We start from the raw sequence: 12,439 nt of genomic DNA, 5'->3' as shown, positions 1-12,439 counted from the left end.
AAGGAAACCATCCCCGTGACCGACATCACCTCCGATCCCTCCGCAGACCTCTCGGCTCTGCGTCTTCCGGCGCTCCAGGCTCTCGCCTCCTCGCTCGGAATCTCCGGCATCTCGAAGCTCCGCAAGGGCGACCTCGTCGCCGCGATTGCTTCCGCGCAGGCGGCAGCGCCGGCCGAGTTCGCCGCCTCCGCGGCGCCGGTTGCCGAGGCTCCCGTCGCCGACGACGCCCCGTCCGCTGTCGCCGACGCGCCTGCCGCCGAGGCCGTCCAGCCCGAACTCGCTATCGAGGCCGAGCCTGCAGCTCCGGTCCGCGCCAAGCGCGCACCGCGCCGCGCTTCCGCCGCAGCCGCCGCTCCGAAGGCCGCTGACGCCCACGCCAACCAGGGTGCCTCCGGCGTCCTCGAGATCCCCACCGAGACGCCGAAGACCGAGACTGCCGCAGCCGCGCCGGTCGAGGCCGCATCGACCGAGGCCGCGTCGACTGAGGCAGTATCGACCGAGGCCGCCGCACCCGCCGAGACCCCGACGGAGCAGCCGGAGCCTCGCGAGGGTGGCAGCCGCCGTCGCCGAGGATCCCGTCGCGCGAGTGACAAGGGCGGCGCACCCGCCGACGTCACCCCCGAGACCACGTCCGAGGCGCCGGCCGAGAAGCAGGCTGACAAGCAGGGCGAGAAGTCGGGTCGCCCCGAGCTCACCATCGACCTCCCGCCGCGCCAGTCGCGTGCCGACCGGACCCGTGCCGAGCAGGCCCGCCTCCGCGCCGAGCGCGACGCCGCCGCACCGGCAGCCGACGAGGCCGCTGCGGCTCCCACCTCCGCGGCCGAGCCCACCGAGCAGGGCGACTCCGGCAAAGACGAGCAGGGCCAGAACGACCAGTCGCAGCAGCAGGGCGGCGGCCGTCGTGGTCGCAACCGCAATCGCGGCGACCGCCAGAACCGCGAGCAGAACGGCAACGGCCAGCAGCGCGACGGCCAGCAGCGCGACGGCCAAGCGACCGTCGCCGAGAACGGTAACGGCCAGCAGCGCGACAACCAGCAGGCGAACGCCCAGCAGTCGAACCAGCCCTCGGGCGGCAACGACCGTCGCAACGAGGCCGACCGCCAGAGCGACTTCGACGACGACCGTCAGAAGCAGAACGGTCAGCAGGGCGGCGGCCAGCAGGGCAGCCAGGCCCAGCAGCAGCGCGACGACAGCGAGAACGGGCGTGGGCGCAACCGCCAGCGCGACCGCAAGCGCGGACGCGGCAACCAGAACGACGAGTTCGAGCCCGAGATCACCGAAGACGACGTGCTGATTCCGGTCGCCGGCATCCTCGATGTCCTCGACAACTACGCGTTCGTCCGCACCACCGGCTACCTGCCCGGTGCGAGCGACGTCTACGTCTCGCTCGGCCAGGTCAAGAAGTACCACCTGCGCAAGGGCGACGCCGTGGTCGGTGCCATCCGTCAGCCGCGCGAGGGCGACAACCAGCAGGGTCGCCAGAAGTACAACGCGATCGTCAAGATCGACTCGATCAACGGTCAGACGATCGACGAGGCGGCCAAGCGTGTCGAGTTCAACAAGCTCACGCCGCTGTACCCGCAGGAGCGTCTGCGTCTCGAGACCGAGTCGTCGAAGCTCTCGACCCGCATCATCGACCTCGTGTCGCCGATCGGCAAGGGCCAGCGCGGTCTGATCGTTTCGCCGCCGAAGGCTGGCAAGACGATGGTGCTGCAGTCGATCGCCAACGCCATCGCCCAGAACAACCCCGAGGTCCACCTCATGGTCGTGCTGGTCGACGAGCGCCCCGAAGAGGTCACCGACATGCAGCGCACGGTGAAGGGCGAGGTCATCGCCTCGACCTTCGACCGACCCGCCGAAGACCACACCACGGTCGCCGAGCTCGCCATCGAGCGCGCGAAGCGCCTGGTCGAGCTGGGCCACGACGTCGTCGTGCTGCTCGACTCCATCACACGACTCGGGCGGGCCTACAACCTGGCCACCCCGGCGTCGGGCCGGATCCTCTCCGGTGGTGTCGACTCGTCGGCGCTCTACCCGCCGAAGCGCTTCTTCGGTGCCGCTCGCAACATCGAGAACGGCGGATCGCTCACGATCCTCGCCACTGCCCTGGTCGAGACCGGCTCCAAGATGGACGAAGTGATCTTCGAGGAGTTCAAGGGCACCGGCAACATGGAGCTCCGTCTGTCGCGCCACCTGGCCGACAAGCGCATCTTCCCGGCGGTCGACGTCAACGCGTCGGGCACCCGTCGCGAAGAGATGCTCCTCAGCCCCGACGAGGTCAAGATCACCTGGCGTCTGCGTCGGGCCCTCGCGGGCCTCGACCAGCAGCAGGCTCTCGAGATCGTGCTGCGCAACCTCAAAGAGACGCAGTCGAACGTCGAGTTCCTGGTGCAGGTGCAGAAGTCCGTGCCGGCCACCGGCCACAAAGAAGACTGATCATGTTCGAGTCGGTAAGCGTGCTGCTGGCTGAGCACGACGAACTGCAGGTTCAGCTCTCTGACCCTGCAGTCCACGCGGATGCGGCCCGAGCCAAGAAGATCAACCGCCGCTACGCCGAGCTCAGCCGCATCGTGGCTGCCTACTCGGCGTGGAAGCAGGGAGAAGACGACCTCGAGGCCGCGCGCGAACTCGCGGGTGAAGACGCGGCGTTCGCCGACGAGGTGCCCGCACTCGAAGAGACGCTCGACCTCGCCCAAGAGAAGCTGCGCCGTCTGCTGATCCCGCGTGACCCCGACGACGGGCGCGACGTGATCATGGAGATCAAGGGCGGCGAGGGCGGAGCCGAGAGCGCGCTGTTCGCGGCCGACCTCCTGCGCATGTACTCGCACTACGCCGAGTCGAAGGGCTGGAAGACCGAGCTGCTAGACCGCGACGAATCCGACCTGGGCGGCTACAAGAACGTCCAGGTGGCGATCAAGTCGAATTCCTCCGACCCGGCACAGGGCGTCTGGGCACACCTGAAGTACGAGGGCGGCGTGCACCGGGTTCAGCGGGTGCCCGCCACCGAGTCGCAGGGGCGCATCCACACCTCGACCACCGGCGTGCTGGTGTTCCCCGAGGTCGACGAGCCCGAAGAGGTCGAGATCAACCAGAACGACCTCAAGATCGACGTGTACCGCTCGTCAGGGCCGGGCGGCCAGTCGGTCAACACGACCGACTCCGCCGTGCGCATCACCCACCTCCCGACCGGCATCGTCGTGGCCATGCAGAACGAGAAGTCGCAGCTGCAGAACCGCGAGGCCGGAATGCGGGTGCTTCGTGCGCGCATCCTGGCTCGTCAGGCCGAAGAGCAGGCTGCTGTCGCCTCCGACGCCCGCAAGAGCCAGATCCGCGGCATGGACCGCTCCGAGCGCATTCGCACGTACAACTTCCCCGAGAACCGCATCGCCGACCACCGCACCGGCTACAAGTCGTACAACCTCGACGCCGTGATGGACGGCGCTCTCGAGCCGGTCATCGAGTCGTGCATCCACGCCGACGAAGAGGCGCGACTCGCCGACATCGGCGACACGGGCGCGTGACGCGGTCGATCGCTGACGCTCTCGACGAGGGGCGCAGGATCCTCGTGGCCGGCGGCGTGCCCGACCCGGCCGTCGATGTCGAGCTGCTGCTTGCGCACGTGCTCGACATCGGCCGCGGCGAGGTCGCGGTGAAGGCGATCACCGGGGGAGTCCTCGACGACTCTCTCGGCGTGCACTTCGACGAGCTCGTCGCGCGCCGAGCCGAGCGTGAGCCGCTCCAGCACCTGACCGGCCTCGCGCCGTTCCGCTCACTCGAGTTGCACGTGGGCCCCGGGGTGTTCGTCCCGCGACCCGAGACCGAGGGCGTGGCGCAGATAGCCATCGACGCGCTCGACGCCCGAGCCGACGAGTCGCCGATCGCGGTCGACCTCGGTACCGGAAGCGGCGCCCTCGCTCTGGCCCTGGCCACCGAGGTGCCCCGGTCGCGGGTGTACGCCGTCGAGCTGTCGCCCGAAGCCGCCGTCTGGACGCGCCGCAACATCGAATCGACCGGAGCACACGTCACGCTCGTGATCGGCGACATGACCGATGCCCTCTCCGAGCTCGACGGCACCGTCTCGGTCGTCGTGTCGAACCCGCCCTACATCCCGACCGGGATGATCCCGCGCGACCCCGAGGTGCGCCTGTTCGATCCGGCCCTGGCGCTCTACGGGGGAGAAGGCGGCCTCGACCTCGTGCGGGCGCTCTCGCACCGGGCACTCGCACTCCTCGTACCGGGCGGGACGCTCGTGATCGAGCACGGCGAAGAGCAGGGGGCGGCGATCCGGGAGCTGCTCGCGCACGACGGCTGGCGCGGACCCGCGACGCATGAAGACCTGACGCGTCGCGACCGGGCGACGACCGCGACTCGCTGAGCCGTCGGATCCTGCGGGCGCGGCGTCTCGACCCCTCAGGGCGTCGCACTACAATCGGTGAGTCATGGCCTCCCTCTACGACTGCGCGAGCGACGCAGAACTCCTCACCGGTATGCGCTTGGCGCGCGCCGCACTCGGGCGCGGTGAGCTCGTCGTCGTGCCGACCGACACGGTGTACGGCATCGCCTGCGACGCGTTCGACCCCGAGGCCGTTCAGCGCCTACTCGATGCGAAGGGCCGGACGCGCCAGTCGCCGCCGCCCGTGCTCGTGAAGTCGCAAGAGACCCTCGCCGCCCTCGCCGAGAGCGTTCCCGACCTGATCAGACCGCTCCTCGACGAGTTCTGGCCCGGTGGGCTGACCGTGATCCTGCGCGCTCAACCATCGTTGGCGTGGGATCTCGGCGAGACACGGGGCACTGTCGCCCTCCGTCAGCCCGACAACAAGCTTCTGCTCGAACTGCTCGAAGAGACCGGCCCGCTGGCCGTGTCGAGTGCGAACCTGACCGGCAAACCCGCCGCCATGAGCGCGATGGATGCCCTCGAGATGCTGGGCGACAGCGTCGAGGTCTATCTCGACGGCGGCCCGGCGGGCACGACGTACGAGCCTCGTCCCGGGGCGAACAGCGGGTCTACCATCGTCGATGCGACGGCCGCAGCTGACGGGGTGCTTCGCATCGTCCGTCACGGGGTCATCTCCGACGACGAGATCCGTCGCGTCGTGGGCGACGACGTGGTCGTCTGAGGCTCGCGCGATGAGGTATTACCTGTTGGCCGCGGCCGTCTCGGCCGTCGTCAGCTTCGCCTTCTCGGTGCTCGCCTGGCGCCTCGGCACGAAGTACAAGCTGGCCCCGAAGATCCGCGACCGCGACGTGCATACGAACCCCACGCCCCGGCTCGGGGGAGTGGCCATGTTCATCGGCGTCGTCGTGGCCCTGCTGTCGGCCTGGTTCATCTTCCCGTTGATATCGGGAGTCGACTACTTCCGTCTCGTCTTCTCGGAGCCCGGTCACATCCTCGCCATCTTGGCTGCCGCGTTCATCATCGTGGTCGTCGGCGTGATCGACGACCTGTACGACCTCGACTGGATGACCAAGCTCGCGGCCCAGATCATCGCGGCGGGCGTGCTGGCCTGGCAGGGCGTGGCTCTCGTCTCCCTGCCGATCGGCGGTCGCACGGTCGGTTCGAGCTACATGTCGCTGATCCTGACCGTCTTGGCCGTCGTCCTGGTGATGAACGCCGTCAACTTCATCGACGGTCTCGACGGCCTGGTGGCGGGTGTCACGATCATCGCCAACGGCGTGTTCTTCATCTACAGCTTCGTCCTCGCGAGCGGCACCGAGGGCGTGGAGTACTTCAACCTCGCAGCTCTCGTGTCGGCGGTGCTGATCGGGGCCGCGGTGGGCTTCCTCCCGCTGAACTGGCACCCGGCACGCATGTTCATGGGCGACGCCGGCGCGCTCCTGACCGGTCTTCTGATGGCCGTCAGCGCGATCTCGGTCACGGGCAACATCGACCCGACGACGACCGACCGCAGCACGCTCCTCCCGGCGTTCATCCCCATCGTCCTGCCGTTCGCGATTCTTATCGTGCCGCTGCTCGACTTCGGCCTTGCCGTGCTTCGGCGGGTCAGTGCCGGCAAGTCGCCGTTCAGCGCCGACCGCAAGCACCTCCACCACCGCCTGCTCGACATGGGGCACTCGCACTTCCACGCCGTGCTGATCCTCTACGGCTGGACGGCCGTCGTCTCGATCGGCTGCCTGCTGTTCTACTTCCCGATCCCGACCAACTGGGTCATCATCTTCCTGGTCGTGGGGCTCGTCGTGTGCGCCGCCCTCACCCTGTCGCCGCTCAGTCGCCGGAAGCGGGTTGAGATCGCCGTTCAGAGCGCCCCCTCCGCCAGCGCCGCCGATGCCGGAGTCGAGCGCTTCGACGCCCTCGATCAGGCCGGTCGCTCCGTGGTCGGCGCGCCGAAGCCGACGGCCGCCGAAGAGCGCTCCGCAGTCGAGGGCTTGCGAGGCACCGTGTCGTCGCACCGGACGCCCAAGCCGGGATCAGCTCTCGGCCTGAGCGCCGTCGAGCCGTCTTCGAACGCGCCCCGTGATTCGAGCGCAACCGGGTCCTCGCCCTCGACTCCCCAAGGATCCACCGCCTCGCGGCCCGCAGAACCAGCCCGCCCCACCGAGACAGAACGGCACGCATGAACCCCGAGAACAACCGGATCTACACCAGGATCCTTCGCTACGGTGCGTTGCTGGCTCTGGCCATCGCCGTTATCGGCTGCCTCGTCGGCGGCCTCACCGTGGGTCCGACCGGTGTGGCCGGTGCCTTGGTCGGCACCGCCCTGGCGCTGCTCTTCACCGGAATGACGGCCGCAAGCATCCTGCTCGCGTTCAAGGCGTCGGGCGGCAACATGATCAGCGGGGCCTTCTTCGGCATCGTGCTCGGCGGATGGCTGCTCAAGTTCATCATCTTCATCGTTCTGGTCGTGCTGTTGAAAGACGCTGCGTGGGTTGACCGTTACGTTCTGTTCTTCGCCCTCGTCGCCGGCGTCGTGGGCTCGCTCGTCGTCGATGTCGTCGTCGTGATGCGATCGAGGCTGCCGTACGTGAGTGACATCCAGCTTCCAGGTGCACGAGACGCAAATTCCGACAAATAAGCGGCGTGACGGCCCGGAATGGTTCGTCCGGCGGCCAATCTGTTGATAGGCTGAACTTGTTCGTGTCCCCGGCCTGTTTAGTGCCGAAGGGTCGCTTCCCCACAGATCATCGCCGCGTCTCGCGGTGGCGGGCGGGGCTGTTGCACGACAGGCGTTGTCTTAATTGGCTCGTCGGTCGCGCCGTGGTTTCGTTCGGCGCCGAGTGCCCGCGTCCCGAATCAGGAGATAGCGCTGTTAGCTAACGCCATCACCCTGTTGCATCCTCTCGCCGCAGCGAGTGATAGCAGCGGAGGTTTCCAGGGCCCATCGATCGACGAATTCTTTCCGTCGGTCCTTCTCTTCGAGGGCACTCCTTTCGAGATCACCCGCATCACGCTGGCACGATTCTTCGTCGTCATCGTCCTCTTCCTGATCTTCTGGATCGGCACCCGGCGCATGAAGCTCGTGCCCGGTCGCTTCCAGAGCGTCGTCGAGATGGGTCTCGACCTCGTCCGAGTCAACGTCGCCGAAGATCTGCTCGGCAAGAAAGACGGCCGTCGCTTCCTGCCGTTGCTGACGACGATTTTCTTCATGGTGCTGTTCATGAACCTCACGGGAATCATTCCCGGGTTCAACATCGCCGGCACGTCCGTCATCGGCATTCCGCTGATCCTCGCGGTCGTCGCGTATGTCGCTTTCATCTACGCGGGGCTCAAGAAGCACCCGGGTACGTTCCTGCGCAACGCGCTGTTCCCGCCCGGTGTGCCGTGGCCGCTCTACATCATCGTGTTCCCGATCGAGCTCGTCTCGACGTTCGTGCTTCGGCCGATCACGCTGACTCTCCGGCTCCTGATGAACATGGTCGTCGGGCACCTTCTCCTCGTCCTCTTCTTCACGGCGACGTCGTTCTTCTTCTTCGAGTCGGGCAACCTGTTCGCCCTCTTCGGAATCGGCACCATCGCCTTCGGCTTCGTCTTCACCCTGTTCGAGATCCTCGTGGCTGTTCTTCAGGCCTACGTCTTCTCGCTGCTCACCGCTGTTTACGTTCAGCTCGCTCTGAACGACGAACACTAATAACGGCCCGGGCATCCGCCCAAGCCGCCATCACGGAAGGAAACACACGTGGACGCAACAACCGTTCTTGCTGAGATCAGCGGAAACATCGCGACGGTCGGTTATGGCCTCGCGGCAATCGGCCCCGCCATCGGCGTCGGTATCGTCGTCGGCAAGACCATCGAGTCGGTCGCCCGCCAGCCCGAGCTGCAGGGTCGCCTCACGGTGCTCATGTACATCGGTATCGCCTTCACCGAGGCACTGGCGTTCATCGGTATCGCTACGTACTTCATCTTCACCGGCACCAACTAAGGACGACGCATGAACAGCGCACAAATGATCGTTGCGGCGGGTGAGCCACACAACCCGTTGTTCCCCGCGACACCCGACCTCGTTTGGGGTGCTGTCTGCTTCGTCGCGATCCTCCTGATCTTCTGGCGCCTCGTGCTTCCTCGCATGAAGGCAACGCTCGACGAGCGTGCCGAGGTCATCGAAGGCGGCATCAAGAAGGCCGAGAACGCTCAGGCTGAAGCGGCTGCCGCCCTCGAGGAGTACAACAAGCAGCTGGCCGACGCCCGCTCCGAGGCTGCCAAGATCCGCGAGCAGGCGCGCACCGACGCGACCCGCATCGCCAACGATGTGAAGGCTCAGGCGCAGACCGATGCCGACCGCATCACGGCGAATGCGACCGCGCAGATCGAGGCAGAGCGTCAGAGCGCTCTGGTCTCGCTGCGGAGCGAGGTCGGATCGCTCGCGATCGACCTGGCTTCCGGTGTCATCGGCGAGAGCCTCAGCGACGACGCCAAGGCCTCGGCCATCGTCGACCGCTTCCTGGCCGACCTCGAAGCCGACGAACAGTCGAAGGCAGGCAAGTAACCGTGGGTTCGATGTCGAGAGAGGCACTCGCGTCCGCGCGAGGCGTGCTCGCCGACCTCGGCGACGCGGCAGACCTCACCACGGGTGAGCAGTTGCTCAATGCGGGTCGCATCATCGGCGGCTCCTCGAAGCTTCTCGCCTACCTGGCCGATCCGGCTGAAGACGTGGTCGGCAAGAAAGCGTTCCTCGATCGAGTGTTCGGCGAGTTCACGCAGTCGGCCCGTGCGCTTCTCACCTCGATCGTCGGCAGCCGCTGGTCGTCTCATGGCGACCTGCTCGCCGGCATCGAAGAGATCGGCATCCGGACGATCGCGAAGAGCGCTCCTGTCGGTCTTTCGATCGAGGGTGAGTTGTTCGCCTTCGGCGAGGTTGTCGCCTCTGATGCCGGGCTCGAACTGGCTGTCGGCACCAAGTTGAGCGACGGGCCCGCAAAGTCGGGTCTCGTCGAGCGGCTCCTCGCCGGCAAGGCCTCTCAGCAGACGATCTCGATCGTCTCGCAGCTCGTCCAGCAGCCTCGTGGCCGCCGGATCGGCGAGCTCATCCGCAACGCGAGCGCCATCGTGGCCGACCAGTCCGATGAACTCGTGGCAGTCGTCACGAGCGCAGCACCCATCGCTCAGGAGCAAGTGGCCCGACTCGAAGCCGGTCTCGCGCGGCAGTTCGGTCGTAGCCTTCGAGTCAATCTGGTCATCGATCCGTCCATTCTGGGCGGACTTCGGGTGCAGGTCGGCGACGAGGTCATCGACGGGACCGTCTCGACGCGTCTCAGCGATCTCCGACTGCAGCTGGCCGGCTAGACACCACCGACGCAACGGCTCGCCGCACACACCAGCGGGCTCACCCACCGACTCGAGGCGAGTGCCTCGGTTACTGTGACAAGACATAACGACAAAGGAATCCCAATGGCAGACATCAAGATCAGCCCTGATGAGATTCGCGACGCCCTCAAAGACTTCGTCTCGGCGTACGAGCCCTCGCAGACGTCAACAACCGAGGTCGGCCACGTCATCGACGCCGCCGACGGTATCGCCCACGTCGAGGGTCTCCCCGGCGTCATGGCCAACGAACTCATCCGCTTCGACAACGGCGTTCTGGGCCTCGCCCAGAACCTCGACGAAGACGAGATCGGTGTCATCGTCCTCGGCGAGTTCAGCGGCATCGAAGAGGGCATGGAGGTCACCCGCACGGGTGAGGTCCTCTCCGTTCCCGTGGGTGAGGGCTACCTCGGTCGCGTCGTCGACCCGCTCGGAAACCCCATCGACGGTCTCGGCGAGATCGAGACCTCGGGCCGTCGTGCCCTCGAGCTCCAGGCTCCCGGTGTCATGCAGCGCAAGTCGGTGCACGAGCCCATGCAGACCGGCATCAAGGCAATCGACGCCATGATCCCGATCGGCCGTGGCCAGCGTCAACTCATCATCGGTGACCGCCAGACCGGCAAGACGGCCATCGCCATCGACACGATCATCAACCAGAAGGCCAACTGGGAGTCCGGCGACACCAACAAGCAGGTTCGCTGCGTGTACGTCGCCATCGGCCAGAAGGGTTCCACGATCGCATCGGTCAAGGGTGCCCTCGAAGACGCCGGAGCCATGGAGTACACGACCATCGTCGCGTCCCCGGCTTCCGACCCCGCCGGCTTCAAGTACCTCGCTCCGTACACCGGCTCGGCCATCGGTCAGCAGTGGATGTACGAGGGCAAGCACGTCCTCATCGTCTTCGACGACCTGTCGAAGCAGGCTGAGGCGTACCGTGCAGTTTCGCTGCTTCTTCGCCGCCCGCCGGGACGCGAGGCTTACCCGGGTGACGTCTTCTACCTGCACTCTCGTCTGCTCGAGCGTTGCGCGAAGCTGTCCGACGAGCTCGGCGCCGGCTCGATGACGGGTCTCCCCATCATCGAGACCAAGGCGAACGACGTCTCGGCGTACATCCCGACCAACGTGATCTCGATCACCGACGGCCAGATCTTCCTGCAGTCCGACCTCTTCAACGCCAACCAGCGCCCTGCTGTCGACGTCGGAATCTCGGTCTCGCGAGTCGGCGGTGACGCTCAGGTCAAGTCGATCAAGAAGGTCTCGGGCACGCTGAAGCTCGAGCTTGCCCAATACCGCTCGCTCGAGGCCTTCGCCATGTTCGCTTCCGACCTCGACCAGGCCAGCCGCCGCCAGCTCGCCCGTGGTGCTCGCCTGACCGAGCTGCTCAAGCAGCCCCAGTACTCGCCGTTCCCCGTCGAGAAGCAGGTCGTCTCGATCTGGGCTGGTACCAACGGAAAGCTCGACGAAGTTCCCGTCGCCGACATCCTGCGTTTCGAGGCCGAGCTGCACGACTACCTCGACCGCAACGGCGATGTCCTGACGACCCTTCGCGAGAAGAACGTCCTCTCCGACGAGATCGTCGCCGAGCTCGACTCCTCGATCGACTCCTTCAAGAAGGAGTTCCAGACCGGCGAGGGCAAGCCTCTTGCCTCGGTTGGGCGCGAAGAGTTCACGGCCACAGACGCCGAAGACGTCAACCAGGAAAAGATCGTCAAGTCGCGCTAGCGGCTGACCGACCTTTTCCTCACACGACACCAACAGGAGACACATGGGAGCGCAACTTCGGGTCTACCGACAGCGCATTCGCTCTGCCCAGACGACCAAAAAGGTCACCCGGGCCATGGAGCTCATCTCGGCCTCGCGGATCCAGAAGGCCCAGGCGCGCATGGTCGCGTCCGGTCCGTATTCGCGCGCGGTCACCCGCGCCGTGTCAGCCGTGGCGACGTTCTCGAACGTCGACCACGTGCTGACCACCGAGCCCGAGTCCATCGACCGAGCCGCCATCGTCCTCTTCACCTCCGACCGGGGCCTCAACGGGGCCTTCTCGTCGAACGTGCTGAAGGCGGGCGAAGAGTTGGCCACGCTGCTCCGGAGCCAGGGCAAGGAGGTCGTCTACTACCTCGTGGGTCGGAAGGCGGCCAGCTACTTCGCCTTCCGCCAGCGTGACGCCGAGCAGGGATGGACGGGCAACACCGACCAGCCCCAGTTCTCGACGGCCAAGGAGATCGGCGACGCCGTCGTCTCCAAGTTCTTGACCGACTCGGCCGAGGGCGGTGTCGACGAGATCCACGTCGTCTACAACCGCTTCGTGAGCATGGTGACGCAGACCCCCGAGGTCGTCCGACTCCTGCCTCTCGAAGTAGTCGAGGGTGTCGAAGAGCCCGAAGAGAACGCGATTCTGCCTCTCTACGAGTTCGAGCCCGATGCGGAAAACGTCCTCGACGCGCTCCTCCCGGTGTACATCGAGAGTCGCCTGTTCAACGCGATGCTGCAGTCGGCCGCTTCCGAGCACGCCGCTCGCCAGAAGGCGATGAAGTCCGCGAGCGACAACGCCGACACCCTGATCCGCGACTACACGCGTCTTGCCAATAATGCGCGCCAGAGCGAGATCACGCAGCAGATCTCCGAGATCGTGGGCGGCGCAGACGCCCTGAGCTCGGCCAAGTAGCCTGCCTTCCACAGAGGCAA

General features: G+C 66.4%; 12 protein-coding genes. All 12 read left to right on the top strand.

Features of this window, described 5'->3' with window-relative positions; all coding sequences use genetic code 11:
* Positions 1–15 precede the first annotated feature (15 nt).
* The 12 genes from rho to VH571_RS07940 all read left to right on the top strand — a co-directional run bounded on the left by rho (position 16) and on the right by VH571_RS07940 (position 12,419).
* The gene (rho, locus tag VH571_RS07995) at positions 16–2,436 is read left to right on the top strand and encodes a transcription termination factor Rho (RefSeq protein ID WP_423264067.1); all 2,421 of its coding nucleotides are present in this window, start codon (positions 16–18) and stop codon (positions 2,434–2,436) included.
* Positions 2,437–2,438: 2 nt separating this feature from the next.
* Positions 2,439–3,521: a peptide chain release factor 1 gene (prfA, locus tag VH571_RS07990; RefSeq protein WP_423264066.1), complete on the top strand. Its 1,083-nt coding sequence runs from the start codon at positions 2,439–2,441 to the stop codon at positions 3,519–3,521.
* Positions 3,518–4,375, top strand: coding sequence for a peptide chain release factor N(5)-glutamine methyltransferase (gene prmC, locus VH571_RS07985; RefSeq protein ID WP_423264065.1), 858 nt, complete (start codon positions 3,518–3,520; stop codon positions 4,373–4,375). Before prfA ends, prmC begins: the two co-directional genes overlap by 4 nt.
* Positions 4,376–4,439: 64 nt before the next feature.
* The gene (locus VH571_RS07980; RefSeq protein WP_423264064.1) at positions 4,440–5,117 is read left to right on the top strand and encodes an L-threonylcarbamoyladenylate synthase; all 678 of its coding nucleotides are present in this window, start codon (positions 4,440–4,442) and stop codon (positions 5,115–5,117) included.
* 10 nt (positions 5,118–5,127) lie between these two features.
* Positions 5,128–6,576, top strand: a complete 1,449-nt coding sequence (locus VH571_RS07975) for an MraY family glycosyltransferase (RefSeq protein ID WP_423264063.1) — start codon at positions 5,128–5,130, stop codon at positions 6,574–6,576.
* Positions 6,573–7,031, top strand: coding sequence for a hypothetical protein (locus VH571_RS07970; protein ID WP_423264061.1), 459 nt, complete (start codon positions 6,573–6,575; stop codon positions 7,029–7,031). Before VH571_RS07975 ends, VH571_RS07970 begins: the two co-directional genes overlap by 4 nt.
* 255 nt (positions 7,032–7,286) lie before the next feature.
* Positions 7,287–8,084, top strand: coding sequence for a F0F1 ATP synthase subunit A (gene atpB, locus VH571_RS07965; protein ID WP_228514289.1), 798 nt, complete (start codon positions 7,287–7,289; stop codon positions 8,082–8,084).
* Positions 8,085–8,132: 48 nt separating this feature from the next.
* Complete coding sequence (gene atpE, locus VH571_RS07960) at positions 8,133–8,375, top strand: ATP synthase F0 subunit C (protein WP_123944787.1); 243 nt, start codon at positions 8,133–8,135, stop codon at positions 8,373–8,375.
* A gap of 9 nt (positions 8,376–8,384) precedes the next feature.
* A complete protein-coding gene (locus VH571_RS07955) occupies positions 8,385–8,939 on the top strand; it encodes a F0F1 ATP synthase subunit B (RefSeq protein WP_423264060.1) in 555 nt (184 codons plus the stop codon).
* A 2-nt stretch (positions 8,940–8,941) separates the two neighbouring features.
* Positions 8,942–9,736 (top strand): F0F1 ATP synthase subunit delta, encoded by a 795-nt coding sequence (locus VH571_RS07950; RefSeq protein WP_194604217.1) that lies wholly within the window; start codon positions 8,942–8,944, stop codon positions 9,734–9,736.
* A gap of 105 nt (positions 9,737–9,841) precedes the next feature.
* On the top strand, positions 9,842–11,476 hold the full coding sequence (gene atpA, locus VH571_RS07945; RefSeq protein ID WP_055958542.1) for a F0F1 ATP synthase subunit alpha: 1,635 nt from the start codon (positions 9,842–9,844) through the stop codon (positions 11,474–11,476).
* 43 nt (positions 11,477–11,519) lie between these two features.
* Complete coding sequence (locus VH571_RS07940; RefSeq protein WP_055958539.1) at positions 11,520–12,419, top strand: F0F1 ATP synthase subunit gamma; 900 nt, start codon at positions 11,520–11,522, stop codon at positions 12,417–12,419.
* Positions 12,420–12,439: the final 20 nt, after the last annotated feature.

The sequence above is a fragment of the Frondihabitans sp. 4ASC-45 genome, assembly GCF_049472575.1.
GTDB lineage: Bacteria > Actinomycetota > Actinomycetes > Actinomycetales > Microbacteriaceae > Frondihabitans.
Note: the sequence above shows the minus strand (reverse complement) of the source record. Positions and strands in the feature narration are given on the sequence as shown.

Excerpts from the sequence above, each read along its gene's own strand:
- VH571_RS07955 (WP_423264060.1), top strand. The coding sequence starts at position 8,385 with ATGAACAGCGCACAAATGATCGTTGCGGCGGGTGAGCCACACAACCCG.
- prfA (WP_423264066.1), top strand. The coding sequence starts at position 2,439 with ATGTTCGAGTCGGTAAGCGTGCTGCTGGCTGAGCACGACGAACTGCAG.
- VH571_RS07975 (WP_423264063.1), top strand. The coding sequence starts at position 5,128 with ATGAGGTATTACCTGTTGGCCGCGGCCGTCTCGGCCGTCGTCAGCTTC.
- atpA (WP_055958542.1), top strand. The coding sequence starts at position 9,842 with ATGGCAGACATCAAGATCAGCCCTGATGAGATTCGCGACGCCCTCAAA.
- VH571_RS07970 (WP_423264061.1), top strand. The coding sequence starts at position 6,573 with ATGAACCCCGAGAACAACCGGATCTACACCAGGATCCTTCGCTACGGT.
- VH571_RS07980 (WP_423264064.1), top strand. The coding sequence starts at position 4,440 with ATGGCCTCCCTCTACGACTGCGCGAGCGACGCAGAACTCCTCACCGGT.
- VH571_RS07940 (WP_055958539.1), top strand. The coding sequence starts at position 11,520 with ATGGGAGCGCAACTTCGGGTCTACCGACAGCGCATTCGCTCTGCCCAG.